The organism is Bradyrhizobium sp. 1200_D9_N1_1 (assembly GCF_052075915.1).
In the GTDB taxonomy this organism is placed as follows: domain Bacteria; phylum Pseudomonadota; class Alphaproteobacteria; order Rhizobiales; family Xanthobacteraceae; genus Bradyrhizobium; species Bradyrhizobium diazoefficiens.
Map to the genome: position 1 here is coordinate 1,624,943 of NZ_CP197226.1, position 25,507 is coordinate 1,650,449.

A 25,507-nucleotide genomic window follows, 5' to 3' on the forward strand; every position below is an offset into this window, starting at 1 on the left:
TTGCCTAACGCGACCTGAACGGATGTGCCTTCTGGTGCCAGGCCCAGGCGGTGCGGATGACCGTAGGCAGGTCAGAGTGACGCGGCACGAAGTTCAGAACTTTTCGCGCGGCGGACGGGTCGGCGACCAGATAGGTGGGATCGCCGGCGCGGCGCGGCTTGACGGTGTGCGGCACCTCGCGCCCGGTCTCCTGCCTGATGGCGTTGAGGATCTCGCGCACCGAAAAGCCGGAGCCGGTGCCGAGATTGAAGCTGCCGCCGGCATGTCCCTGTTCCAGCAGCTTCAGCGCCGCGACATGCGCGGCGGCGAGGTCGGTGACATGGATGTAGTCGCGGATCGCGGTGCCGTCGGGCGTGTCGTAGTCGTCGCCGAACACAGCGAAGTCGACATGACCCTGCAGGGCCATCATGGCCCGCGGAATGAGATGGGTCTCGTTGTCGCGCAGTTCGCCGATGCCGCCGGCCGGATCGGCGCCGCTGGCGTTGAAATAGCGCAGGCAGAACGCGCCGAAGCCATAGGCCGCGCGATAGTCGGCGAGCATGCGCTCGATCATCCATTTCGAGGCGCCATAGGGATTGATCGGCGCGCAGGGAAAGTCTTCCGGCAGCTCCTTGGAATCGGCGTTGCCGTAGACGGCGCCGGTCGAGGAGAACACGATGCGATGGCAGCCGGCGTTGCGCATCGCCTGGAGCAGCGACAGCGTGCCCTGCACATTGTTGATGTAGTACTTCTGCGGATCGGTCATGGATTCGCCGACGAGGCTCGCCGCCGCGAAATGCATCACCGCCGTGACCTTGTGGTCGGCAAAGGCGCGCGCCAACGCTGCATCGTCGAGAAGGTCGCCGATCACCAGGGGGCCGGCGACGAAGCTGCGATGACCTGTCGAGAGATTGTCATAAACGACGGGCTGATAGCCGGCGGCAGACAGTGCGCGGCAGGCATGCGAGCCAATATAGCCCGCGCCCCCTGTGACGAGGACGGTCGGTCGGTCGGTCATATCGTCTTCTACTCTTCTCTCAGCGATTGGAAGGCCGTTTGCGGCTGAAGAGAAGATAGAGTGCGCGGGGGTTGGTGGTCAAATAGCGCCAGAACAGGCGGCGTGGCTCGAGCCAGGTGCGCCAGGCCCATTCGAGTCCGAATTTCTGCATCCATTGCGGCGCGCGGGACCGGCTGCCCGACAAAAAGTTGAAAAGGCCGCCCGATGTCTTGATAACGCCAACATTGGTCAGCAACGGCGTGTATTGCTCCACGAATGCCTGCTCGTTGGGCACGCCGAGCGCGACCCAGAGATAGTCCGGCGCGAGCGCGTTGATCTCCTCGACCTTCGCGCGCAGGGCCTCGCCGCGCAGATAGCCGTGGCTGTGCCCGACGATCTTGAGGTTCGGATACATCGTCCGGACGTTCTCGACCGCCGCGGCGTTCTCGGCCTCGCTGGCGCCGAACATGTAGAAGGTGCGGCCGACCGCTTCGGCTTTGCGCGCGACGACGTGGAACAGGTCCGTGGTCGCGACGCGCTCGGGCAGCGGGAACCAGGATTGCAGCTTCGAGGCCGCCACCAGCGGCTGGCCGTCGGCGTTGATCAGGTCGGCGCCGCGGAACAGGCGTTCGGTCTCCGGCTCGGTCGAGCAGCGTGCCAGCACCTCGCCATTGGCCGAGGTCAGGTGCAACGGACGGCCGATGCGATGACGCGGATCGGTCGCCTCGATCATGAAGTCGGCGGTCGCTTCCAGGTCGAGCGCGGCCATGCGAAGGCCGCCGACGGTGATCCGCGGCACGTCGGCGGTTGCGGCCCGGCCGTCCAGATTGACGCGGCGCTCAAGCATATTGTCTGCCTCGCTGGCGCGCCTGGGTTGCGGGCGCGAGTTCGTCGAGCACGACGCCGACGAGCTTGCGCTCGGCGCGGCCGAGCGTGCTCAGGATCTCTTCCAGGCTGTCGTTGATGTCGAGGCTGGTCGGCAGTACCGCAACCAGTGCGTCGGCATCGTCGAGCAGCTTGCGGCCGCCGGCCGGGAGCGGCATCGCGGGGCCGTCGAGGACCACGAGGTCATAGCCGCCGGCGGCGCGCGCCTGCGAAATCGCCTTGCGGATGGCCTCGGCCGCTTTGCCCGCGTCGCCTTCGGCGGCCGGCAGCACCGAAATGCCGTTCACCGTCTTGATCTCGCGCGCGGCCTTGCTGCCGATCGAGAGCCAGCCGAGCGCGCTCGGCTCGCTCTTGCCGGGACGGGTGACCTTGTTCGAGAGCGAGCGTGCCTGATGGTCGGCATCGATCATCAGGACGCGGGCACCGTCACGCGCGGCCGCGAGCGCGAAATTCAGCGCGGTCACGCTGCGCCCGGTGGTCTCGCTCGCACCAACGAGCGCGATCACCGGCATCGCCTTGCCGCCGGCACGCCGGGTGACCGCGGCGCGCATGTCGCGCCAGGCATTGAGCAGGCTCGTCAGGGGGAAGCCGGGGCGCAGCGTCGGCCAGCCCAGCCGTGTCAGGTCGACGCCGCCGCCGGTGGCGAGAATGGCACCCAGCGTGTGGATGACATCGGCCTCCTGCAGGCGCGCGATCAGCGGCTTTTCGATCAGGGGCCTTTCGACCATCGAGGGCTGCAGCGATGGCGCGGCAACTTCCGGCAGAGCCTGCGCGACTTCCGGAGTGCGCGATGCCTGCTGAGGCCGGGCAATCTCCGAAGTCCGCGTCGTCTCTGGCGCTCGGGGAGCTTGCGGCGCCGGTGTGCGTTCACGGCGGGCCGGCGTGGGGGCGCCGGCGAACAGGAGCTCGGCCGCGACGAACCAGCTCGAAGCCGCGAGCGCGCCGAAGATGAAGCCGATCATGGCGAACAGGCTCATCGCCGGCGGGAACGAGCGCCGCTGCGGCACGGTGGCTTCGCCGATGACGCGGGCCGCCGAGGTGTTCAGGGTCTCCTGCTCCTCGGTCTCGCGCGAGCGCTTGAGGAAGGACTGATAGACGTCGCGGCTGGCATCGGCCTCGCGCTCGAGCTCGCGCAGGCGCACGGCGGCCTGGCTGAGCTGCACGCTCTGCCGCTTCTGCGCCTCCAGCGCCCGGTTCAGAGAAGCTTCGTAGTCGCGGGCGCGCGTCAGATCGTTCTTGGCGGACTGCGCGAAGCGATCGATCTCCTCGTTGATGGTGCGCTTGAGATCCTCGACCTGTTTCTCGGTCTGGCGCAGCGCCGGATGGCGCGGGCCAAGCTCGCCGGCCTGCTCCGCGTACTTCTTGCGGGCGTCGGCATATTGCGCGCGCAGGTTCGCGATGGTTGGCGATTGCAGCGCCTCCGAATTCGCGCCGGCATCGGCAGCGGTGCGCCGGCTCGCCTCGATCTGGTCGAGCCGCGCCTGTGCGTCCATTGTCGCCGCGCGGGCCGCGGAAAGCCGCTGGTTGCTGGCGGAGAGCTGCTGGTCGCTGATCAGCGCGTCCTGGGTGCCGACGAAATTGTTCTGGGCCTTGTAGGTGGCGAGCGCGGTCTCGGCACTGCGCAACCGCTCGCGAAGCTCCTTGAGGCGGCCGGAGAGATCGTTGGTGGCGCGTCGCGCGGCCGAAGCCTGCGAGTTGCGGGATTCGGCGAGGTAGGCGCTGGTCAGCGTGTTGGCGAGCATCGCCGCTTTCGCCGGATCGGTCGACCAGACCTCGATGTCGACGATGAAGCTCTTCTCGGTCTTGCGGACCGTGATGTGCCGGTTCAGCGCGTCGAGCGCCGCGAGCTGCACTTCCTTGGTTTCCGCGGCGGACGGCGCGCGGGGCTGAAGGCCGATCAGGCCGAGCAGCGACGACATCAGGCTCCTGGCATCACCGCCGCCGAATTCGGGGTCCTTGTCGAGGCCGGCCTGCTGGATCACCTGGAGCAGCACGCTGTTCGAGGTGATCAGGCGGGCCTGGCTCTCCACCACCATGGTCATGCCGGAGACGTCCTGGGCACGCGGCGTGAGCTCGCGATCGACCAGCTGAAGCTCGCGCGGGTCGACATAGAGCTGGGCGGTGGCGGTGTAGCGGGGCGTCACGCTCTTGCCCACGGTGACGGCAAGCGTCGCACCGAGGAGTGCGGCAGCGGCAATCGCGATCTTCCGCCGCCAGAGCAGATTGACGAGCTCCAGCACGTTGAAGCCGGTTTGAGGCCGTTGTCGCGGGGCCTCCGGTCCGGCCCGATCTATCGGCTGGTTGTAGTCAAGCATAGTCCCCAGCTTTCATTCCAACGACCGCGGGCTGAGGGGTTACTCTTCGCTTTACGCCACGCACCCGGGATATAGGTGCCCAATCAACGCAACAGGGAAAATTAACCATACTCATTGAGGGACTATTCACCGAAATGGCAAACAAAGCGTTTAAGCGCACGCCGCGCCTCGGCGCGTCACTGTGACACTCGCGATGCCGGGGTCCCCAAGGGATTAACGGTTCGTTACCGCGCGCAGCAAGGCCGCCAGGCTTCGCTCGTCCTGCGATGGACCGCGCGCGTGCCATGATTGTCAGCTCTTCCGCAGGATGACGTGATAATCGCCGCGGCGAACGTCGGTGCCGCGCGGGAGCACGGCGTTCAGCATTGCGGCGCCGGCATCGACCAGAGCTGCGAACAGCGGCTTGCGCCGGCGCATCTCGGGATAGCGCGGACTCTCGACCTCACGGCGATAGGTCATATCGAGGCCATTGGCGGCCGCAAACGCTTCGAGCCGCGGCAACGTCACCAGCGGATGAAAGAAGGTCGGGAACGGTGGTTCGCCGGGCAGGCCGGCATCCCTAATGCCGCGGATGTGTCGGTAGAACCAGACGTGGAACCAGTGCGGCGAGTACTTGGTGACGACGCCGGACAGCGAGCGCGGATTGGGCGCGCCGATCAGGATCATCCCGCCGCGCTTGAGTGCGTCGCGAAAATTCAGGAGCGCAGCGTCGACGTTGGGCAGATGCTCGATCACGTTGTAGCAGATCACGAGATCGAAGGTCTCGCCGCCGAAGCGGTAGGTCTGCACGTCGCCGCGGATGGCTTCGTCCGCATAGGTGTTGTTGCGGACCTGGTCCTCGTCGATGTCGACGACGGTGACCTGGCTGCGGCTCAGCAATTCCGGCGGCAGAACGCTGCACGAGCCGCCGCCGGCTTCATAGATGGCGAGCCGGCCCTGCGGCAGTTCGCGGCGCAGTACGTCGTGGACGGCGAGCAGGCTGTCGCGGGCTTCGCCGGGGACCAGATCGTGCAGCGCCTCGGCTTGCGCGGTGGCCGCGGGGATCTGGATCGCCGTAGCTGTCGCGAAATCGATCGTGGCTGGCTTGTTCATATTTTCTGACCGCGCTTGTTCGACTCAAATTTACAGGAAAAGTCTCGCATGCCCGAAGAGCAAATCTGGTGCCGCGATGCTTCACCGGTCGCGGTGCTTACGGTCGGGTTAATGCGCATGGCCGTTAACTACAGCATTGTCCCTGTCGCGCCGTCCGCGGCCGATGGACTGCGACTTGCAGTACCACGCGCGCATGGATTGGCAGGGAAAACACGCGAAAGCGGTTAAGCGCATGGCGGCAGGTCTGCATTGTCGAGAGATCCGCGGAATGGTGCCGTTTCGCGCCTCGGTCCGGCCGTTCACTTTGGTACGCATCTGTCCCATGGCACTGTGTCCTCGCGGGACGTCACCGGCTCATGCGATTGACGCAGGGCTTTTTCAACATATCTCGGGCATCTAGAACGCCATGACGCTGATCCCGACAGACCTGTCCGCCAGCCGGCTCTCGGATGCCGTGCGCGATCCCAACCGGGAGATCGCGGCGAGCTCTCGCGTCATCGACCTGTCGGTCGGCATTGTCGTCTGCATTCCCTGCTTCCGCCGCCCGCAGCATCTGCGGCTGACGCTGGAATCGCTCGCGAGCCAGCGAACCCCGCGTTCCTTCGCCGTCGTCATGGTGGAGAACGATGCCGCGCGGCGCGAGAGCGCGCCGGTTGCCGCGGAGTATCTCGCCGACGGCCGGCTCCAGGGCATCTGCCTTGTCGAGCAGCGGCAGGGTAACTGTCAGGCGATCAACGCTGCGTTCGAGACGGCACAGGCGCTGTTTCCCGCAGCGACCCGCTTCCTGATGATCGACGACGACGAGATCGCCTCGCCCGACTGGCTCGAGCTGATGGTTCGCACCGCAGAGGCGACCGGCGCCGACGTGGTCGGCGGGCCGGTGCTGCCTGACTTCGACGACGACAGCCAGCCCTGGCTTTCGCGTCATCCCGCCTTCCGCCCAGCCTACGACTACAGCGGCGCGGTGCCGCTGATCTATGGCTGCGGCAATTGTCTGATCACGCGTGCGGCGTTCGACCGGCTCGGCAGTCCGGCTTTCGATCTGCGCTTCAACTTCCTCGGCGGCGGCGACTGCGACTTCTTCGTGCGTTGCCGCGATGCCGGCATGACGTTCCACTGGACGACAGAGGCGGTCATCACCGAGACCGTGCCACAAAGCCGCACCAGCCTCGGCTGGATCGCAAAGCGCGGTCTGCGTATCGGCGCGATCAACTACCGTGTGCAGCACAAGGCTGCGCAGGGCGCAGCGGCGCGGGTGCGGGTGTTTGCGCAGATGCTCGGCCGGCTGCCGCTGTCTTTACTACGCGCGGCCCGCCTGCTGGCGACGTCGAAAGCCGTCGTCGCGATGCATCCCGTGATGGTCGCGCTCGGCTCCTTGCTGGCAGCGCTCGGCATCGAGCCGAAGCCCTATGAGGCCTCGAAGATCGTGTCCTGACGCCGTGGCGGCGGACTAAATGCCAAAGCAGGCGAGGGCGACCCTGAGCGCGGAGCGCGGCAGCGATTTGAGCGAGCGGCGGCCGACCATCCCGAGATAGGTGAAGGCCTGGCGATATCTGCCGAAGCGGACCGCCTGCATCGCCGAATAGGTGACGAGATGAATCTCGGCCGCCTGCCGCAGCCGGGCTGCCGTGCCCTCGGGCAATCTCGCCAGGATCAGTCCGTCGTCGAAGACCCGCGCGATCGCCGGGAAGAAATCCTGCGGTGTCCGCACAGCCGCGTTCATGGTGTTGGCCGTGTGCAGGCGATAGTCGAGCAGAAGCTTTGGTGCGAACTCGAACTCGCCGATCGCAGCAAGGCGGCACCAGCAGTGCCAGTCCTCGCAATATCTGAGGGAGGTGTCGAAGCCGCCTATGGCGCGGAAGGCCTCCGCACGCGCGAGCGCGATGCCGCCATTGACGATGAAATTGCTGGCCGCGAGCCGCGTCAGCACGTCGCCGGAGGGCTTGCGGCGTCCTTTCAAGAGGTCGCGCCGGCCGACCTGCCGTCCCTCGCTGTCGATCGTGTTGTAGTCGCCGTAGACGAGGACGGCGCGCGGAGCGCCGCGCGCTGCGGCCAGCAGTGCCGCGACCGCGCCGGGGCGCAGGCGGTCGTCGGCATCGAGGAAGAGGAGCCACTCGCCGCTGGCATGTCGCGCGCCGAGATTGCGCGCGGCCGATACGCCGGCGGAATCGTTGGTCATCAGGCGCAGCCGCGGGTCGCGAATGGCGCGGACGATCGCGATGGTGTTGTCGGTCGAACCGTCGTCCACGACAATCACCTCGGTCACCTCGCCTTGCGCCAGCGCGCTGGCGAGGGTTTCGCCGACATAGGCCGCAACGTTCTTGGCGGGAATGACGACGGACACCGACGTGGTCGAGCCCACCGGCAGCGGGAGGCGCGCTTGCGTCGCCACGCGTGCGCTGACCGGTAAATCGAGAACGTCTTCGGCGGTGATCAAGCTGCGGCTCGCTTTAAGGATTCGTTAACCAGGGCGCATCTGCAGATGCGATCGATGGCAACCTTGGCCGCTGCGGATGATACCCGCATTACGGCCAAATCGTTTCTCGGAAGGCCTGCGCGACGCCGGATTCGCAGAATAACGTTAAGCCGTTGGCATTAAGCCTGTCGCAAACTTGGAAGAGTGCGACAGCCGGTCCCATGCGAGAATGCGCACTCGGCTGCCGCGGATGGATTCCAGTGCCCGCAAAGACATTCGACTACGATCCCGACGACATGGTCCTCAACCTTTTCTACGAGGACAAGGACGACCGCTGGTTTCCCGGCGACCGGCATCTGCGGCGCATGGCGCGCCGCATGCTGCTCGGCGAGCCGCGCATGAGCGGGCAGCTTCGCGTGTTCCTAAATCTCTGCGCGGGGCTCGATCGGCTCGGCATCCGCTACCGCGTCAACGACTACGGCTACGTCGCGCAGCATCCCGAGGAAGTCGCCTGCATCATCGGTCGCACCTTCCTGCTCGACAAGTTCGCGTGGAAGAATCCGATCCTGCTCGGCGTCGCCGCCCACAATCATCCGCTCGACGATCCCGACCTGTTCAAGCGCCTGCCGGTGAAGAAGGTCGTGGTGCCCGGCCAGTGGTACGCCGACATGTACCGGCCGTACTGGCCCGACACGGAGGCCTGGCCCGTCGGCATCGACACGGATCTCTGGGCGCCGTCGCGCGCCTCGCAGAAGACCGTCGACGTGCTGATCTACGACAAGGTCCACTGGGACCGCGAGCGCTATGCGCCGGAGTTGATCGAGCCTGTCCGCGCCCGGCTGCTCAAGGAGGGGCGCTCGTTCACCGAGCTGCGCTATGGCAGCTACAAGGAGGAGGACTATCAGGCCGCGCTTGCGCGCTCGCGCGCGATGATCTTCCTGTGCCAGAACGAAAGCCAGGGCATCGCCTATCAGCAGGCGCTGGCCTGCGGCGTGCCGGTGTTCGCCTGGGACCCTGGCGGCCCGTGGCGGGACCCCGACTATTATCCGCATCGCGTGAAGTTCGAACCGGTGTCGTCGGTGCCGTACTGGGATCACCGTTGCGGCACGAGGTTCGTCGACTCCGCCGGGTTCGAGGCAGGCTGGGACGATTTCTGGGCCGGCTGCGCCGCTGATGCGTTCGATCCGCGCGGCTTCGTGCTCGACAATCTCACGCTGGAACAGCGAGCGCTGCAATATTACGAGATCGCGCGAAGCGTGGCGCGGCGGCAGAAGGCGTCCGACGCGTCCGGCCTGCTGGTTGACGGATGGTTAACGAGGACGAGCTAAGACTTGTCGCTTGCTTCCCCGGGTTCACCAGGCCGGCCTTGAGCCATGGATCGCAGTGCCGCTGACATGACCGACGTCGAGGCCCGATCGTTCGGCCACGTCCTGTGCGATGGGCTTGCCGGTCTGAATGCCGCGCTGGCGGCGCGCTGCCTCGTCGCGGTTGCGGCCCTGCTCCTCGTGCTGGTGACGCTCGATCCGTTTCCCGATTTGCGCAATCCCGACGTCACCACCGTCGTCGGCGGGCGAATGGCGCTCACCTACATCTCCTTCGGCCTCCTGGCTGCAATCGCCGTGTTGCTCGTCGCCGCCACGGATGCGCCCGCGCTGAAGAGCCTGGTGACCCCGCTGCATCTCTGCCTCGTCGGCTGGCTGCTGATCAACATCGTCTTCTCAGAGAGCCGCGGCGTTTCGATGCAGCGCTTCGTGCTCGCGGCCAGCGTGACGTCGCTCGCCGTTCTGTTGCCATTGCTGCCGCCGACGCAGCGCAGCTTCAACCTGTGCCTCGGCGCTGCCGCGCTCGTGCTGCTGGTGCTGTGCTATCTCGGCGTCTTCCTCGCGCCGCAATATTCCATCCACACCGCGCTCGACGTCACCGAGCCGCAGCTTGCCGGCGATTGGCGCGGCAGTTTCGGCCACAAGAACGTCGCATCTCCCGTGATGACCATCCTGGTCTATGTCGGCATTTACCTCTGCAGCGTCGGGTCGTTCGTGATGGGACCGGCGATCGCCGCGCTGGCGGGCATCTTCCTGATCTTCACCGGCGGCAAGACGTCGTCGGTGCTGTGCCTTGCGATCTACGCCCTCGCGTCGCTGGTCTGTGCCACGCCAAGCCCGTGGCTGAAGCGGCTCATGTGTTTCGTCCCGCTGATCGTGATGAACCTGCTGACGGTCGGCAGCGTCGTGAGCCCGTCGCTCGGCGCCATGACGCGGCTGCTTCCTCTCGATCCCACCTTCACCGGCCGTTCCGACATCTGGGAGTTCGCGCTCGCGGCCGTCGCCGAAAAGCCGATCATCGGCCACGGCTATGCGGCCTTCTGGGACGACGTGACGGCGCGGCAGACCGCTCAGGGCGCCGAATGGGCGACGTCCGCCGCGCACAGCCACAACAGCTATCTCGACCTCGCGGTCACCATCGGCCTGCCGGGCTTGCTGCTCGTCGTCCTCGTCTTCGTGCTCGCGCCGCTCCGTAATTTCCAGTCGGCCCAGGCGCACAACCGCAGCGCTGCGCTGGTCAAACTGTTCCTGACCGTGTGGCTGTTCGGCCTGTACTACGGGACCACCGAGACCTTCCTGCTCGAACGGCAGAATCCGATCTGGTTCATGTTCGCGCTTGCCGCGGCCGGTCTGCATTTCCTGGCCAGGTTCCAGTGCGTCGAGCAAACGGAGCCGCGCGCTGACAGCTTGTCGCAGCCGGAACGGCCGTAAGTGGCATCCGCTTAACGATATGCGGCGACGTCACTTGTGGACTGCGGCAAAACATAATCTATCTGGAAACATTCAGTCACTGTATGACCCGCGGATGGCGTTTCTCAGCGTCGAGCAACCAGATGATCGGGTGTCCAGCACGTCGGGAATCGCGGTCGATTTCGTGCGTGACTGGCGGCAGGCCGCATTGCGCCTGAATGGCGGGCATCGCACCGCGTTCCAGCATGGATACTGGCTCGGCGCGCATGCAGATGCCGCGCTGCTGGCGCGTGTTCAGCCGTCATGCCGGCGCGCGGTTCGAGATCGCCACGGATGTCGCGCGCGCGCTTGAGCTGCTGGACGTGATGGACGCGCAGCAGCAAGCGCGCATGCGCAAGCTCGGCTCGCGGTTCGTGCTCAACGACGACACGCATGCCCGATTCTATCGCGACGTCGCGCGCCAGGGTGTTGCGGATGGTTATGTCGTCATCTCGGCGCTGGTGTGCGACGAGGGCGTCGTTGCCACCACGTTCGGCGTCAGGCATGGCGCGACCTATTTCCTGCTGCGGATCAGCCACGCCGGCGGTTCATGGTCGAGCTGCTCGCCGGGGCTGCTCGTCACCGAGCGCACCATGGCGGCGCTGCATGCGGAGGGCGTGCGCCGTTTCGATCTCAGCATCGGCAACCAGGACTACAAGCGCCGCTTCGGCGCCGAGAAGGTCGCGCTGACCGACGCCAGCGTCGCGCTGTCCTGGCGCGGCGCTCCTTACGCATGGCGCGACCATGCCGCGCAGGGCCTGCGCCGCCATCCCAGGCTGGCCGCTGTCGCGTCGCGGGCGATGGGCAAGGGAACGCGCTAGAGCACGCGCCCCCCGATTGCAGATGTCGCTCGAATATCGCAATCGTTGTGTTATCGTCGTCTCCGTTTCACGGAGGCGACATGGAAGATCGTTCGGCAAAATATCGCGCATTCTATGCGCAGTTGATCTGCGCCGCGGCGAGAGCCGCGGATCCCCGTATCGAGGAGGCCTTTCGGACCGTCAGGCGCGAGCCTTTCGTCGGGCCCGGGCCGTGGTCGATCTGTCTCGGCGGTCATCCCTATGTCGTGACGCCCGATGATGATCCCGCGTTCATCTATCAGAACACGCTGCTGGCGCTCGACAGCGCGCGTGGCCTCAATATCGGAATGCCCGGTGCGCACGCCCATTGGCTCAGCGGCTGCGCCGTGAAGGAAGGCGAGACTGTGATCCAGATCGGTGCGGGTAGCGGCTACTACACCGCGATCCTCGCGCATCTCGTCGGACCCGGCGGCCGCGTCCATGCCTACGAGATCGACCAGCGTCTGGCAGGACTGGCGCGCGAAAATCTCAGGGATATCGCCCATGCGGATGTGCACGACCGTTCGGGCATCGCGTCCGATCTGCCGGCTGCGGATGTGATCTATGTCTGCGCCGGCGCGGCGCAGCCGGCCACGGAGTGGCTCGAGGCGCTACGGCCCGGCGGGCGGCTGGTGTTTCCGTTGGCGCCGGAAGGCATGCACGGCGGTATGTTGATGATCACGCGTCCTGACGACGACGCGATCTGGCCGGCGAAATTTCTCAGCCGGGCCCAGTTCATCGGCTGCGCAGGATTGCAGGATGCGGAGGCCGGTCGGCGATTGGCTGAGGCGTTCGCGAGAGGATGGGAGAGCGTGCAGTCGTTGCGGAGGAAAGGCGCTCCCGACGAGACGTGCTGGTTCGCCGGTGAGGGTTGGTGGCTGTCGACGGCGCCGGCGCCCACGCCGACGGCGTCAGTTCAGCCTCGCGCCGACATCACGCAGGCCTAGGGGGATTGCCGTCTCACGATCCCGTGCAACCTGCACAGTGAAGCCGGCCGCGCGAGGCGCGGAACAGGCTGCGGCAATACCAGCGCCGCGCAAGCGCCTGGGCGGGCCTGCGGATCATCTGCGCAATCAACAACAGTTCGAAAGCCATTCGTATCGCTTCTGGTCAAATATCCCTGAATACGTAGATGGGGCGGCATTCCCGAAAGAGAATGCCGCCCGTGTCGCATCAGCCATGCGGTCGATCGTCAAGCTTGACCGCGCAGCTTAACCGTGGAGCTCAGCCGTGCCGCTCAGCCATGGAGTTTCCTGGCGGTCTCCGCGATCTGGCGGCCCTGATAGCGCGCGCCGGCGAGCTCGTTGGCGCTGGGCTGGCGGCTGCCGTCACCGCCGGTGATCGTGGTGGCGCCGTAGGGCGCGCCGCCGGTGACCTCGTCGAGCTTCATCTGGCCGGCAAAGCCGTAGTTCATGCCGACCACGACCATGCCGAAATGCAGGAGGTTGGTGATGATCGAGAACAGCGTCGTCTCCTGGCCGCCATGCTGGGTCGCGCTGGACGTGAAGGCGCCGCCGACCTTGCCATGCAGCGCGCCCTTGGCCCAGAGCCCGCCGGCCTGGTCGAGGAAGTTCGCCATCTGCGAGCCCATCCGGCCGAAGCGCGTGCCGGTACCGACGATGATCGCGTCGTAATTGGTGAGGTCCTCGATCTTGGCGATCGGAGCGGCTTGGTCGACCTTGTAGTACGAGGCCTTGGCGACCTCGGCCGGAACCAGCTCGGGCACGCGCTTGATGTCGACGGTGACGCCGGCCTCGCGCGCGCCTTCGGCAACGGCGTTGGCCATCGCTTCGATGTGGCCATAGGCGGAATAATAGAGGACGAGAACTTTGGTCATGGTGGTCTCCGTTGGGTGATCAGTGAGTGTTCGTGATTGCTCCGTCGTTCCGGGGCGATGCAAAGCATCGAACCCGGAACCTCGAGATTCAGGGTCTGGCGCTTCGCGCCATCCCGGAATGACGGAAGATGATGCAGCTCGCCGCCGCTAGGCCGCGTCGACGAGCACGAGCTCGGAATCTTCGAGCGCCGTGATCTTCAACCTGCTCTCGTCGCGGATCGCGGCGCCGTCGCGGGCGTTGACGCGCACGCCGTTGATCTCGACCGAGCCTGCCGCGGGCACGAGGTAGAGATGCCGCAACTTCTGCGGCTCGTACTCCGCGCTTTCGCCGGCCTTCAACGTGGTGGCGAGCACCCGCGCATCGGCGCGGATCGGCAGTGCTTCCGTGTCGTCCTTGAAGCCGCTCGCGATGGTGACGAGCTTGCCGGAGCGATCCCCTTTCGGGAACGGCTTCGAGCCCCAGGTCGGCTGGCCGCCGCGCGCCACAGGCTCGATCCAGATCTGGAAGATCCGGGTCTTGCTCGGCTCGAGATTGTACTCGGAGTGACGGATGCCGCTGCCGGCGCTCATCACCTGCACGTCGCCCGCCTCGGTGCGTCCCTCGTTGCCGAGGTTGTCCTGGTGGGTGATCGCGCCCTCGCGCACATAGGTGATGATTTCCATGTTGGCATGGGGATGGGCGGGAAAGCCCGTGTTCGGCGCGATCTCGTCGTCGTTCCACACCCTTAAGGAGCCGTGACCCATGTTGTTCGGGTCGTAGTGGCTAGCGAAGGAGAAGTGATGCTTGGCCTTGAGCCAGCCGTGGTCGGCGCCGCCGAGCTTTGCGAAAGGTCTGAGTTCGATCATGGAAGTGGGTCCTGACTGGAGGGGAGGGGTTTGGCGTTACGCGCCAAACCCGCCGTCGACATTGAGCACGGTGCCGGTGACGAAAGAGGCCTCCGGGCTTGCGAGGAAGACAACGCCGGCGGCGACTTCCTCGGGGCGGCCGAAGCGTTGGAGCGCGTGCTGCTTGCGCTGGGCTTCCGCGAAGTCGCGGTCGTCGTCCGGGTTCATGTCGGTGTTGATCGAGCCGGGCTGCACGACGTTGACGGTGATGCCGCGCGGGCCGAGGTCGCGCGCCGCGCCCTTGGTGTACCCGACCACGGCCGCCTTGGTGGCGACGTAGTCGGCAAGGCCGGGGAACGAGGCGCGGTCGGCCAGCATCGAGCCGACCGTGACGATGCGGCCGCCTTCGCCCATCAGCTGCGAGGCGGCGCGGATCGCCGCGATCACGCCATGCACGTTGACCTGGTCCTGGCGTTCCAGCGCGTCGGTGTCGGCCTTGGCATCGTCGGTCGCGCCGCCCGCGGCGACGCCGGCATTGTTGACGAGGATATCGAGATGGCCGAATTCCTTGGCGACGTCGTTGACGAGCTTGGTGACGTCCTTGGCCGAGGCCTGGTCGGCTTTGAAAGCGCGAGCCTTGACGCCCCTGGCCTTCAACTCCGTGACGACCGCTTCGGCCTTGTCGGGCGAGGCGACGTAGCTGATGGCGACATCCGCGCCTTCATCGGCGAGCGCGCGGGCTGAGGCTGCGCCGATGCCGCGCGAACCGCCGGTGACGAGGGCAACCTTGCCTGAGAGCTTCTTGGTCATTGGATTTCTCCATTCCTGAATTTCTGATGACGCTTGGATAAGCCTCCGCCTGTGGTATAGAAATAGAAACTGTTGAAACGCATTGTTTCCTGAATTACTCCTGACGGACCCGCTCCCATGGCAAAACTCCCCGATTTCGAGGCGCTCGCGATTTTCGCAAAAGTCGTGGAATTACGGTCGTTTGCGGGGGCCGCGAGCGAGCTCGCGATGTCCAAGGCGACGGTGTCGAAGGCCGTCACCCGGCTGGAGGAGCGGCTCGGCGCCCGGCTGTTCAACCGCACCTCGCGCCGGCTCGCGCTGACCGATGCCGGGCACAAGCTCGCCGAGCGCGCGACGCGCCTGCTCGTCGATGGCGAGGCGGCGGAGAACGAGGCGCTGGCGCAATCGGTGGCGCCGCGCGGCCTCGTGCGGCTCGCCGTGCCCATGACGTTCGGGATCAAGGCGGTGGCGCCGCTGCTGCCGGAGTTCTTCGAGACCTATCCGGAAGTCTCGGTCGATCTGCATCTGAGCGATGCGACCATCGACCTGATCGGCGAGGGTTTTGACATGGCGGTGCGGATCGCGCGGCTGCCGGATTCCTCGCTGATCGCGCGGCGGCTGTTCACCATGCCGCGCTTCACGGTGGCGGCGCCGTCCTACCTCAAGCGTCACGGCCGCCCGACGCATCCGATGCATCTGGCCGAGCACAAATGCTTCAGCTACGCCTATCTCTCCACGCCCAATGTCTGGCACTACACCAATTCCGCCGGCGAGCAGGCAAGCGTGCGTCCGGGCGGGCAGCTTCGCGTCAACAACGGTGAAGCGGTGATGCCGGCGCTGATCGCCGGCCTCGGCATCGCCGAGCTTCCCGAATTCATCGTCGGCGAGGCCATCTCCTCCGGCGAGGTCGAGGTGATCCTGAAGGACTGGAAGCAGGCCGAAGGCGCCGTGCACCTGGTGACGCCGCCCGGCGGCCCGCGCCCCGCACGCGTCGAAGCGCTCGCCGATTTTCTCGCGGCAAAGCTGCCGGGCACGTGCAGGCGGCGGACGCGCGCGAAGGCGAAGACGGTCTGACTACGACACCTTCACGCCGTTGATCGCGACGATGCGCAGGCTCGGCTTCAGCGTCCCCTCCAGTTCGGATTTCAATTCGTGGACGCGCGGGTCCGTCGAGCGTGCCGCGCAGACCGCGTATTGGTGGACCGATTGCGCCAATGCGCGCCGCGCTTCCGGGGTTCGCGTCACCTCGGGCTTTGACAGCCGCAGCACGATCGCCGCGAGATTGACCAGCATCTCGTCCAACGCGACGTCAATGGTTTGAAGATTGCGCATCACTCACTCCCTGGAAGGGCAACAGCCGGTCCGGGGATGCGTTCCGGGCCGGACCGAACATGGTTAACACTTCGTAAACGTCTTGTTCTTGCCGATCGCCGCGCTAGGCTGGCCGCCGAAACAAAGAAAATCAGGGGGAGGGACCACCATGGATCGACGCGATCTCTTGCGCGCGGTTGCGGCATTGCCGTTGTTGCGGGCTGCGTTACCGGACCAGGCGCTCGCGCAGGGCTATCCGGCCCGCAACATCACCATGATCGTGCCGTTTCCGGCCGGCGGCCAGGCCGATCTCGCCGCGCGCCCCGTGGCCATGGCGCTGGAGCGGATCCTCGGCAAGCCCGTGATCGTCGACAACCGGGCCGGCGGCGGCGGCGGATCGGTCGGCAATGCCGCGGCGGCGCGCGCCGAGCCGGATGGTTACACGCTGCTGATGACCCTTTCGTCGCTCGCGGTGCTGCCGGAGGCCGACCGGCTGTTCGACCGTCCCGTCGCCTACGAAGTCTCGCAGTTCATGCCGATCGCGCGCGTGCTCGCCGATCCCACGCTGCTCGCGGTGCCGGTCTCGGCGCCATGGAAGACCGCGCAGGATTTCATCGAGGACGCGAAGAAGCGGCCGGGCCAGATCACTTATGGCTCGTCCGGGCCGTACGGCACGCTACATGTGGCGATGGAGATGTTTGCGAACAGCGCCGGCATCAAGCTGCTGCACGTGCCGTTCCGCGGCGCCGGTCCCGCGCTCACCGCGTTGCTCAGCGGCACCGTGCAGGCAATCGCGGCCGCGCCCGGCACGCTGAAGCCGCAGGTCGACGACGGCAAGCTGCGCGTGCTCGGCAATTGCGGTGCGCGACGCATCGCGAGCTTCCCCGACGTGCCGACCTTCCAGGAGCTCGGCTACAAGGATGTCGAGATGTACATATGGGCCGGGCTCTTTGCACAGAGCTCTCTTCCCGCGCCGATCGCGACCCGGCTGCGCGAGGCCATGGCGCAGGTGATGGCGAGTCCGGAGGTCCTCAAGTCCTTCGAGGCCTCCGGCAGTCTCGTCGCCTATCAGGACGCGCCGGAGTTCTCGCGTTTCGTCGCCGACGACAGTGCGCGCCTGATCACGGCGGTGAAGAAGATCGGCCGGGTGGAGTAGGTTCCGGCCGGACCTTCACATTTTTTTGTTCGTCCAGAACCTGCCCGTGTCTCATTGATTGATGAGAATTCGAGAAACTCTGGAAGGAATCGAGACATGCGAACAGAGCGGATTGCGCTGGGTGTGGCGCTCGCGATTGGCGGCATCGTCGCGCAAGGCGCAGCATTCGCCGAAGAATATCGCGGAACCATGGAACAGCAGATGGCCTGCACACCGGATGTGTGGCGCCTGTGCAGCGACCAGATTCCGGACGTGAGCCGCATCACGGCTTGCTTGCAGCAGAACACGCCCCAGCTCTCCAGCGCCTGCCGTGCGGTGTTCCAATCCAACAACCAGATGCAGCCGCAGCAGCCGGTCCCGCGAGGGCGGGCGGTGCCGCCACCGCGCTACAATGCTGCGCCGCCGCCCCCGCAGCCGCGGCCTTACGATGAGGACGATTAACGTCTCTTAAGGCCTGATTTCGCAGACATCGATCCATTCGGCCGCGGTCAGCTCGGCCATCCGCTCGGGCGTGATGCGCACCGCGCTGTGAGTCGAGCCTGCGGCCGGCACCACCACGTCGAACGCCTTCAGCGATACGTCGCAATAGACCGGCAGCGGCGCCTTCAGTCCGAACGGACAGACGCCGCCGACCTCGTGGCCGGTGATCTCGGCGACCTCTTCCAGCCCCAGCATCTTCGGCTTGCCGCCGAACTGCGTCTTCACCTTCTTGTTGTCCATGCGCGAGGTGCCGGCGGCGACGATCAGGATGACGCGCTCGCCGATCCGCAACGACAGCGTCTTGGCGATTCGCCCCGGCTCGACACCATAGGCCTCGGCCGCCAGCGCCACGGTCGCGGAGCTGATCGGGGATTCAATGACGGAGATGTCGGGGGCTTTCTCGGCGAAGAAGGCGCGAACGGATTCCAGGCTCATTCCAGTCTCACGGGCGGGCGGCGTACCTACCTCAGATGATACTTGGCAGCTCGGAGAGTGCGCGGACGCGGTGGTCCGGCGCAAAGCCAAGCTCGTCCATCTGGGTGCGGATCGCCTTGAACATCGTCAGCGGTGCCACGAGTTCGTTCTCGACGCAAGCCAGCGCCATCGCCTCGGGCGTCACCCGCTCGATCCATGCGACGTTCAAGCCATACGACTTCGCGCCCGCCACGTCCCAGGGATTGGAGGAGACGAACAGAACCTCGTCCGGCGCGGTGCCGAGCACCTCGCCGATCAGCTCATAGGCCGCCGGGCTCGGCTTGAAGACCTTCTTGGCATCGACACTGATGGTGGCATCGAGCAGGCGGTCAAGCTTGGTGTTGCGCACGAGCCCGTTCAGCATGTCCGGACTGCCGTTGGAGAGGATGGCGAGTTGTCGGGGCTTCAAGGCCGCAAGCGCGCTTGTTGCATCCGGATAGAGATCGAGATGCAGATACTTTTCGATCACGCGCTCGAATTCCTCGCGCTCATAAGCGAGCCCAAGGATGCGCAGCGTATAGGCGAGTGAGTCGCGCGTGACCGCGTCAAAGTCCTGGTAGCGCTGCATCAGAGAGCGCAACCAGGTGTATTCGAGCTGCTTGATGCGCCAGACCTGCGTGATGATCTCGCCGTAGCCCGGAAACGCATCCTCGGTGATGTCAGCGACCGACTGGATGTCGTAGAGCGTTCCGTAGGCGTCGAAGACGACGGCTTTGAGGCTCATTGGCTCGCTCCTTTGGGATCTTTGCGGGAGGCGCACGGACAATACCGAAACGGCCCGGTGCGCGACAAGGTCGGAACCTTCTTCAAGAAATCGTCACCCCGGCGGCGTCGCGCAGCAGATTGACACTGCCGCCGGCAGGCGCTTAATTCGAGGCACGGGGATCTGCGATCTCCCCGCGAGGCGACATGCCCAAGTATCGCGTCCTGGTCACCAAGGACGCTGCATGTCTGCTTTCATCTCGATCTCATCACAGAAATTGTCCCGTCAATTGGTGCCGCCAGCGCGCCGGCCTCGTCGATGTCCGTATCGACGAGGACCGCGCGGTCTATTTGCGCACGCGACAAGACGGCGAGCACCAAGAGCTAGCGAGTACGCGGGGGACGTTGGGGACGACGATCAAGTGGAGGACTTCATGACCACGAATACCGACCGCCGAGACTTCATCAGGGGCGTGGGGGCCGCCGCGGCGTCGACCGCACTACTCGCGGGGACGCAAGCCCTTGCGCAAGCCAATCAGCCAACAGGAGCCAAGCCAATGACATACCAGTCCAAGCCGATGCCGTTCGATCCGAAATCCATTGCCGGCATCTCGGAGAAGGTGCTCGTCAGTCACTACGAGAACAACTATGTCGGCGCCGTAAAGCGACTGAACGCGATCGGAACGCAACTCGCCGAGCTCGACTTCGCGAAAGCTCCGAACTTCGTCATCAACGGCCTGAAGCGCGAGGAGCTCGTCGCGTCAAACTCGATGATCCTCCATGAAATCTATTTCGACGGGCTCGGCGGTGCCGGCAAGCCGAGCACAGCACTTGCCGAGGCGATCGCGCGCGATTTCGGCAGCATGGAGCGGTGGCGCGCGGAGTTCTCCGCCATGGGCAAGGCCGAAGGCGGCGGCTCCGGCTGGGTGATTCTTTCCTACTCACCGCGCGACAAGCGGCTGGTCAATCAGTGGGCCGCCGACCACACGACGACGCTGGCCGGCGGACGCCCCGTGCTGGTGCTCGACATGTATGAGCACGCCTATCACATGGATTACGGCGCCGCGGCCGCGAAGTATGTCGACATCTACATGGAAGCGATCAAATGGGACAACGCTGCGACACTCTACGATCAATACAGGCGGGAAGCTTAGACGTCGTGCGAAGAATGAGCGTAGCGCTCTTGGGGGCGGCGTTGTTCCTATTGTCGGTGGAAGGAAACGCGATGGCAGAAACGGTAAATTTTGACAACGCAGCAACCGGCGCAGCGCCCGAAGGTTGGACTCTGACGAAGACGGGTCGCGGCCAGCCAAAATGGACGGTCGAGGCGGAGTCGACGGCGCCAAGCAAGCCGAACGTCCTGAAACAATCCGGTCAGGCGACGTTTCCAGTGGCGCTCAGGAACGGCACCAGCATCCTGAACGGGTTCGTCGAGGTCAAGTTCAAGGCGATCGCAGGCTCCGAGGATCGTGCGGCCGGTATTGTCTGGCGCGCAAAGGATGCCGACAATTACTATGTCGTGCGGGCCAACGCGCTTGAAGACAATGTCGTGCTCTACAAGACGATCAAAGGTGTTCGCAGCGCGCTCGATATCGTCGGCCGGAAAGGTGGCTATGGCGTCAAGGTATCGGTGCCATCAGGTCAATGGCATTCCCTACGCTGCGAATTCGCGGGAAAGCTGTTCAGGGTAATGTATGACGGCAAGCCGATGTTCGAGGTCGAGGACGAATCGATCAGGGACGCCGGCATGATCGGCTTGTGGACCAAGGCCGACAGTGTCACCGTATTCGACGACCTGACATACGGTGCGCTGAACTAGTCACGTGAATCTAAAGTTCGCCACATAAAGTCTGCTGGGCTTTGTGGCAGAAGCGTTTGACGGAAGCCAAGATCTGGTCTGCGGACTTGGTCCATTTGAAGGGCTTCGGGTTATTGTTGTGCACGTCGATGAAGCTGCGGATGTCGACCTCGAGCTGCTTGACGGAGGTGTGGACACCTCGCTGGATCTGCTTTCTGGTGAGCTCGGCGAACCAACGCTCGACCTGATTGATCCATGACGCTGAAGTCGGCGTAAAGTGGACATGATAGTGCGGCCGGCGAGCGAGCCACGCTTTGATCTTGGGTGTCTTGTGGGTGGCGTAGTTGTCCATGACGATATGGACAGCGAGCCCCTCAGGGATTTGAGCGTCGATCTCTTTGAGGAACTTCAAGAACTCGACCGCCCGATGGCGCTTGTAGCATTTGCCAATGACAAAGCCGGAAGCGACATCGAGTGCTGCAAACAGCGTGGTCGTACCATGCCGCACATAGCTGTGCGTGCGACGTTCCGGCACCCCAGGCATCATCGGCAAGACCGGCTGCTCGCGATCGAGTGCCTGGATCTGGCTTTTCTCATCGACACTGAGGACAATGGCTCGGTTCGGTGGGGACAGGTAAAGCCCGACAATATCGCGCACCTTGTCGACGAATAGCGGATCGCTCGACAGTTTAAATGTCTGGCTGCGGTGCGGCTGCAAGCCGAACGCCGTCCACATTCGGCGGATCGTGGTGTGAGAAAAGCCAGTTTCCGCAGCCATCGAGCGGATCGACCAGTGCGTCGCGTCGGGCGGTGTCGTACGCAATGTCCGCTCGATTACCTCAGCAACCTGATCGTCGTCGATGGTTCGAGGGCGGCCAGGGCGGGCTTCGTCAAGCAGGCCATCACAGCGATCCTTCAAGAATCGGCGGCGCCACTTGCCAACGGTGTGTTCATGGATGCCAAGTTCGGCAGCCACAGACTTGCTTGGCAGACCATCTGCACACCGCAGGATCGTGCGGCACCGCTCAGATAGCGATCAGGCCACACGATGACGACGAACTTGCCTCTCCAAGTACGCCCGCTCCTGCGGACTCAGCACCAACGGCGCGATCGGCCGGCCTTTCACACCTGCATTCGCCACGAGCGCTCTCCTCCCTAGAGATTCGAGCGATCAACTAATGTCACGAACTTGCGTTCCAGATGACTAGCGCGCGTACTCATTAATCGGGACGCCGTTAGACGTCCGCTATGCCCCCGATAGCGGCGCGAAAGCGGACGTCGCGGGACTTCCGCGTTGGGCCAAAGGCGGCCGTTGCACACCATCTCTTGAACTGGAAGGAGAGGCCGCCTTGCAAACGGCATCTCCTTCGCGCGGGAGGCGATGATGGATGAGCGATGTCGTCAAGTCCTGATGAACGAGAGCAGGTCGGGGTTGAGGACATCCGCATGTGTGGTGAGCATGCCATGGGGGTAGCCTGGATAAGTTTTCAGCGACCCGTTCTTAAGCAGGTTGACCGCACGCGGCACGGTACTTGCGAATGGGACGACTTGATCCGCCTCGCCATGCATCACCAGCACCGGCACGGTGATCTTCTTGAGATCCTCGGTATAGTCTTCGAGCCAAGAGTCGACAGTCGTATAGTGAGCGAGGGCACCACCGGCCATGCCTTGGCGCCACCAGTTGGCGATGATGGCCTCCGAAGGCTTGGCTCCGTCGAGATTGTAGCCGTAGAACGGATTCTCAGGGACGAAACGGTAGAACTCCGACCGGTTACCCAACATACCTGCCCGGATCGCTTCGAACCACTCCGGCGGTTGACCGGACGGATTGTCCTCGCTCCGGTACATGTTCGGCGTCAGTGAAGCGACCAGTACGGCCTTCGCGACGCGCGCCGGGTGGCGAGCAACATAGCGAGCGACCTCACCGCAACCTGTCGAATGCCCGATATGTATCGCGTCGCGCAGGTTGAGGTGTTCAGTCAGGGCCGCGAGGTCGGCAACCCAGTGGTCCATGTCGTTGCCGGTGCCGGGCTGGTCGGACCGGCCGTGGCCGCGCCGGTCGTGGGCGATCACACGATACCCGTGATGAAGGAAGAACATCATCTGGGCATCCCAGTCGTCCGCTGTCAGCGGCCAGCCGTGGCTGAACACGATCGGCTGACCTGATCCCCAATCCTTGTAGAAGATGCTTACGCCGTCTGTAGTCGTGATCGTCGACATCGAGTCGCTCCATCTGCGCTGTTAGATCTTTGTTGAAAAGTTTGCGGACGGGGGTCTAAAAAAGCAGGCAGGCGCAAGCTGATCAGGCCACAGATCGCGCCCCCTGGCTTTCCAAAAGACACGATGTTCAGCGGCCTCGCCGGCAAGCCCTTGTCGTGCCAACACCCGATCGCCGACGCGTTATCGCCGGATCCGGCGCGGCGCTATTCGTCGCTCCTGCGCATTCGCGCGCGTTTCCCGCTAAATGAGGGACGCCACTCTCGATCGCGCTGCAGAATTGTCGAGGCCGTACTGAATTGCGATCACGCCGTTCCTATCGGCCTGGAGTGCTGGGATCACTTTGCTGAAGACGATACTATGCTTCGGCGAAGACATTGTTCGTTGTCCTTTTTTTGGTTGAAGACTGCGAAACGGTAAATCCCCCTTTGGCTCCTGACCAAGACCTTGTAGGCTTCGAGCTATGCCTGGAAGATATACGAGGGATCATGGAGCTCCGGCACCTGCGCTATTTCGTTGCCGTCGCTGAAGAAGGCAGCCTGCTGAACGCCGCCGAACGGCGACTGAACACCTCCCAGCCGTCCTTGAGCCGGCAAATTCGCGATCTGGAAGCCGAAGTCGGCGTCCAGTTATTGGAGCGCCAGGCGCGCGGCGTGACGCTGACCGCTGCCGGACGCGTGTTTCTCGATCATGCGCGGCTGGCGCTGCTGCAGGTCGAGGCCGCAACGGAAGGGGCCCGGCAGACGGCGCAACCGCAAAGGCCCGTCCTCTCGATGGGCTTTCTCGTCGGGCTGGAGGTGATGTGGCTCCCCCAGTTGCTGCGCATCCTCCGCGAGGAAGCCCCCGATGTCGACGTGACGCTCAGCACGCAATCTTCGCCAGAACTCGCACTGGCATTGATGCGGGGAAAGCTGGACATCGCTTTCCTTCGTCCGGAGAAAGACAACGAGGGCGTCGTCTTCAAGATATTGGCGAAGGAGCCCTTGATTGCCGTGCTGCCGGCCGAACACCGCTTGGCATCACGGAAGAAGATTCGTCCGCAGGATCTCGCCCGCGAGATCTATGTCAGCTCGGCAAGAACATCGCCGGTCTTGCAAGAGGTCATACATAATTACGCATCTCGGGTCGGCATTACCCTCAAGGCGAAGTATGAAGGCGAAAACATATCATCGGCCATGTCGCTCGTGGCTTCCACAGGCGGAATTAGCCTCGTCCCGCTCTATGCGCAGAACATGCTTGCACCGAACGTCGTCGCCAGAGCGCTCGAGGGCGGCACGCCGACGGTCGATCTGGCGCTGGGATACAATCGGACTAATCCGTCGCCCCTGCTCCGCCGTCTTTTGTCCCGCGCGGATGAATTGGTTGCAAACGTTCAAAATCAGAGCATCATTCGCTACGTTGAAGCTGACTAGTAGCCGATGCGAGAGTCCGCTAATGGGATGGTCCGGCCGTGCTCCTGCCCCGCCAGCGATAAGCTGGCCAGGGGCGCCAAGACAAGGAGCACGCCATGTCCCAGACACCCAGTACCGCGATCGCCGTGATCGGCATCGATATCGGCAAAAACTCGTTCCACGTCGTGGGCCACGATACGCGCGGCACCGTCGTGCTGCGGCAAAAGTGGTCGCGTGGCCAGGTCGAGGCGCGGCTCGCCAATATGCCGCCTTGCCTGATCGGCATGGAAGCCTGCGTCGGCGCACATCATTTGAGCCGCAAACTCGCATCGTTAGGTCACGATGCCAGGTTGATGCCGGCCAAATATGTCCGCCCTTATAGCAAAGGACCGAAGAACGACTTCAATGACGCCGAAGCGATTGCCGAAGCCGTGCAGCGCCCGACGATGAAGTTCGTGGCGACCAAGACCGCGGAGCAACTGGATCTGCAGGCGCTGCATCGGGTGCGCGAGCGGCTGGTGTCGCAACGCACCGGCATCATCAACCAGATTCGCGCCTTCATGCTGGAACGCGGGATCGCGGTGCGCCAGGGTATCGGCTTCCTGCGCACAGAACTGCCCACCATCCTTGCGACGCGCACCGATGCCCTGTCGCCACGCATGTTGTGTGTCATCGAGGAGTTGGCAGGCGACTGGCGTCGGCTGGATCAGCGCATCGATAGGCTCTCCGGCGAGATCGAAGCACTGGCCCGTCAAGATCAGGCATGTTCGCGCCTGATGACGGTGCCTGGCATCGGGCCGATCATTTCGAGCGCCATGGTGGCCGCGATCGGCACTGGAGACGTCTTCTCCAAAGGCCGTGACTTCGGCGCCTGGCTCGGGCTGGTGCCCAAGCAGATCTCGACGGGAGACCGCACGATCCTCGGCAAAATCTCACGGCGCGGCAATCGCTACCTCCGCGTTCTGTTCGTCCAGGCGGCATGGGTGGTGCTGGTCAGGATCAAGAACTGGGAACGTTACGGACTCAGATCCTGGATCGAAGCCGCCAAGAAGCGATTGCACCACAACGTGCTGGCGATCGCACTCGCCAACAAGCTTGCCCGCATCGCCTGGGCGGTGCTGGCTAAAGGACGCGCCTTCGAGCTGACAAGGACCAACGATGCAGGCGTCCGACCCGCTTGATCGTCGCGCCGTGCTCGGCGCGGTCAAGGCGCGGCCTGGCAACGCCGGAGCC

The 25,507-nt window shown here is 64.5% G+C and carries 24 protein-coding genes and 2 pseudogenes; 12 read left to right on the plus strand and 14 right to left on the minus strand.

Annotated elements, in window-relative coordinates:
• Positions 1-4: 4 nt before the first annotated feature.
• The 4 genes from galE to AB5K84_RS07815 all read right to left on the minus strand — a co-directional run bounded on the left by galE (position 5) and on the right by AB5K84_RS07815 (position 5,268).
• Positions 5-997 (minus strand): UDP-glucose 4-epimerase GalE, encoded by a 993-nt coding sequence (gene galE / locus AB5K84_RS07800; protein ID WP_011090307.1) that lies wholly within the window; start codon positions 995-997, stop codon positions 5-7.
• A gap of 19 nt (positions 998-1,016) precedes the next feature.
• Complete coding sequence (locus AB5K84_RS07805; protein WP_011090306.1) at positions 1,017-1,823, minus strand: WecB/TagA/CpsF family glycosyltransferase; 807 nt, start codon at positions 1,821-1,823, stop codon at positions 1,017-1,019.
• Entirely contained in the window at positions 1,816-4,176 is a 2,361-nt protein-coding gene (locus AB5K84_RS07810; protein ID WP_011090305.1) for an exopolysaccharide transport family protein, read from the minus strand. Before AB5K84_RS07810 ends, AB5K84_RS07805 begins: the two co-directional genes overlap by 8 nt.
• A gap of 291 nt (positions 4,177-4,467) precedes the next feature.
• Positions 4,468-5,268, minus strand: a complete 801-nt coding sequence (locus AB5K84_RS07815; RefSeq protein WP_011090304.1) for a class I SAM-dependent methyltransferase — start codon at positions 5,266-5,268, stop codon at positions 4,468-4,470.
• A 406-nt stretch (positions 5,269-5,674) separates the two neighbouring features.
• On the opposite strand from AB5K84_RS07815, the gene AB5K84_RS07820 reads away from it, so the two are divergent.
• Positions 5,675-6,703 (plus strand): glycosyltransferase family 2 protein, encoded by a 1,029-nt coding sequence (locus tag AB5K84_RS07820; protein ID WP_011090303.1) that lies wholly within the window; start codon positions 5,675-5,677, stop codon positions 6,701-6,703.
• Between the two features lie 15 nt (positions 6,704-6,718).
• Here the strand turns inward: AB5K84_RS07820 and AB5K84_RS07825 are convergent, their stop codons facing one another.
• A complete protein-coding gene (locus AB5K84_RS07825; RefSeq protein WP_038967362.1) occupies positions 6,719-7,705 on the minus strand; it encodes a glycosyltransferase in 987 nt (328 codons plus the stop codon).
• Positions 7,706-7,944: 239 nt separating this feature from the next.
• On the opposite strand from AB5K84_RS07825, the gene AB5K84_RS07830 reads away from it, so the two are divergent.
• From AB5K84_RS07830 to AB5K84_RS07845, 4 genes and pseudogenes are all read left to right on the plus strand, one after another.
• Complete coding sequence (locus tag AB5K84_RS07830; protein ID WP_038967363.1) at positions 7,945-9,012, plus strand: glycosyltransferase; 1,068 nt, start codon at positions 7,945-7,947, stop codon at positions 9,010-9,012.
• Positions 9,013-9,057: 45 nt separating this feature from the next.
• Positions 9,058-10,437, plus strand: coding sequence for an O-antigen ligase family protein (locus AB5K84_RS07835; RefSeq protein WP_011090300.1), 1,380 nt, complete (start codon positions 9,058-9,060; stop codon positions 10,435-10,437).
• A gap of 94 nt (positions 10,438-10,531) precedes the next feature.
• Positions 10,532-11,276 (plus strand): annotated as a pseudogene (locus AB5K84_RS07840) (GNAT family N-acetyltransferase).
• An 80-nt stretch (positions 11,277-11,356) separates the two neighbouring features.
• Positions 11,357-12,241 carry a protein-L-isoaspartate O-methyltransferase family protein gene (locus AB5K84_RS07845; protein WP_038967364.1) on the plus strand — a complete coding sequence of 295 codons (885 nt, stop codon included), beginning with the start codon at positions 11,357-11,359 and terminating at the stop codon, positions 12,239-12,241.
• 13 nt (positions 12,242-12,254) lie between these two features.
• Here AB5K84_RS07845 and AB5K84_RS07850 read toward each other — a convergent pair whose 3' ends face one another.
• From AB5K84_RS07850 to AB5K84_RS07865, 4 genes are all read right to left on the minus strand, one after another.
• Positions 12,255-12,389 (minus strand): hypothetical protein, encoded by a 135-nt coding sequence (locus tag AB5K84_RS07850; protein ID WP_257784484.1) that lies wholly within the window; start codon positions 12,387-12,389, stop codon positions 12,255-12,257.
• 142 nt (positions 12,390-12,531) lie between these two features.
• Positions 12,532-13,131 carry an NAD(P)H:quinone oxidoreductase gene (wrbA, locus tag AB5K84_RS07855; protein ID WP_011090297.1) on the minus strand — a complete coding sequence of 200 codons (600 nt, stop codon included), beginning with the start codon at positions 13,129-13,131 and terminating at the stop codon, positions 12,532-12,534.
• A 147-nt stretch (positions 13,132-13,278) separates the two neighbouring features.
• Entirely contained in the window at positions 13,279-13,977 is a 699-nt protein-coding gene (locus tag AB5K84_RS07860) for a pirin family protein (RefSeq protein WP_011090296.1), read from the minus strand.
• A gap of 36 nt (positions 13,978-14,013) precedes the next feature.
• Positions 14,014-14,766 (minus strand): SDR family NAD(P)-dependent oxidoreductase, encoded by a 753-nt coding sequence (locus AB5K84_RS07865; protein ID WP_011090295.1) that lies wholly within the window; start codon positions 14,764-14,766, stop codon positions 14,014-14,016.
• 117 nt (positions 14,767-14,883) lie between these two features.
• Here AB5K84_RS07865 and AB5K84_RS07870 point away from each other — a divergent pair, with 117 nt between their 5' ends.
• Positions 14,884-15,819, plus strand: a complete 936-nt coding sequence (locus AB5K84_RS07870; protein WP_011090294.1) for a LysR family transcriptional regulator — start codon at positions 14,884-14,886, stop codon at positions 15,817-15,819.
• On the opposite strand, the gene AB5K84_RS07875 is transcribed toward AB5K84_RS07870, so the two are convergent.
• A complete protein-coding gene (locus AB5K84_RS07875; RefSeq protein WP_028173932.1) occupies positions 15,820-16,077 on the minus strand; it encodes a hypothetical protein in 258 nt (85 codons plus the stop codon).
• 148 nt (positions 16,078-16,225) lie between these two features.
• Here AB5K84_RS07875 and AB5K84_RS07880 point away from each other — a divergent pair, with 148 nt between their 5' ends.
• Both AB5K84_RS07880 and AB5K84_RS07885 read left to right on the plus strand, forming a co-directional pair.
• Positions 16,226-17,212, plus strand: a complete 987-nt coding sequence (locus AB5K84_RS07880; RefSeq protein WP_011090292.1) for a tripartite tricarboxylate transporter substrate binding protein — start codon at positions 16,226-16,228, stop codon at positions 17,210-17,212.
• Positions 17,213-17,308: 96 nt separating this feature from the next.
• Positions 17,309-17,653, plus strand: a complete 345-nt coding sequence (locus AB5K84_RS07885) for a hypothetical protein (protein WP_011090291.1) — start codon at positions 17,309-17,311, stop codon at positions 17,651-17,653.
• A gap of 6 nt (positions 17,654-17,659) precedes the next feature.
• On the opposite strand, the gene AB5K84_RS07890 is transcribed toward AB5K84_RS07885, so the two are convergent.
• Positions 17,660-18,127, minus strand: a complete 468-nt coding sequence (locus AB5K84_RS07890; RefSeq protein ID WP_011090290.1) for a YbaK/EbsC family protein — start codon at positions 18,125-18,127, stop codon at positions 17,660-17,662.
• 31 nt (positions 18,128-18,158) lie between these two features.
• Entirely contained in the window at positions 18,159-18,890 is a 732-nt protein-coding gene (locus AB5K84_RS07895; protein WP_011090289.1) for a haloacid dehalogenase type II, read from the minus strand.
• Positions 18,891-19,425: 535 nt separating this feature from the next.
• On the opposite strand from AB5K84_RS07895, the gene AB5K84_RS07900 reads away from it, so the two are divergent.
• Together AB5K84_RS07900 and AB5K84_RS07905 are read left to right on the plus strand one after the other, a co-directional pair.
• Positions 19,426-20,022 carry a superoxide dismutase gene (locus tag AB5K84_RS07900; RefSeq protein ID WP_011090288.1) on the plus strand — a complete coding sequence of 199 codons (597 nt, stop codon included), beginning with the start codon at positions 19,426-19,428 and terminating at the stop codon, positions 20,020-20,022.
• A gap of 71 nt (positions 20,023-20,093) precedes the next feature.
• Entirely contained in the window at positions 20,094-20,687 is a 594-nt protein-coding gene (locus AB5K84_RS07905; protein ID WP_236842138.1) for a hypothetical protein, read from the plus strand.
• 10 nt (positions 20,688-20,697) lie between these two features.
• Here AB5K84_RS07905 and AB5K84_RS07910 read toward each other — a convergent pair.
• Both AB5K84_RS07910 and AB5K84_RS07915 read right to left on the minus strand, forming a co-directional pair.
• Positions 20,698-21,807, minus strand: a pseudogene (locus tag AB5K84_RS07910) (IS630 family transposase).
• A 260-nt stretch (positions 21,808-22,067) separates the two neighbouring features.
• Positions 22,068-22,886: an alpha/beta fold hydrolase gene (locus tag AB5K84_RS07915; protein WP_011090285.1), complete on the minus strand. Its 819-nt coding sequence runs from the start codon at positions 22,884-22,886 to the stop codon at positions 22,068-22,070.
• Positions 22,887-23,371: 485 nt separating this feature from the next.
• Between AB5K84_RS07915 and AB5K84_RS07920 the strand changes: the two genes are divergently transcribed.
• Both AB5K84_RS07920 and AB5K84_RS07925 read left to right on the plus strand, forming a co-directional pair.
• Positions 23,372-24,295: a LysR substrate-binding domain-containing protein gene (locus tag AB5K84_RS07920; protein ID WP_011090284.1), complete on the plus strand. Its 924-nt coding sequence runs from the start codon at positions 23,372-23,374 to the stop codon at positions 24,293-24,295.
• 95 nt (positions 24,296-24,390) lie between these two features.
• Entirely contained in the window at positions 24,391-25,455 is a 1,065-nt protein-coding gene (locus AB5K84_RS07925) for an IS110-like element ISBj4 family transposase (protein ID WP_011087397.1), read from the plus strand.
• Positions 25,456-25,507 lie beyond the last annotated feature (52 nt).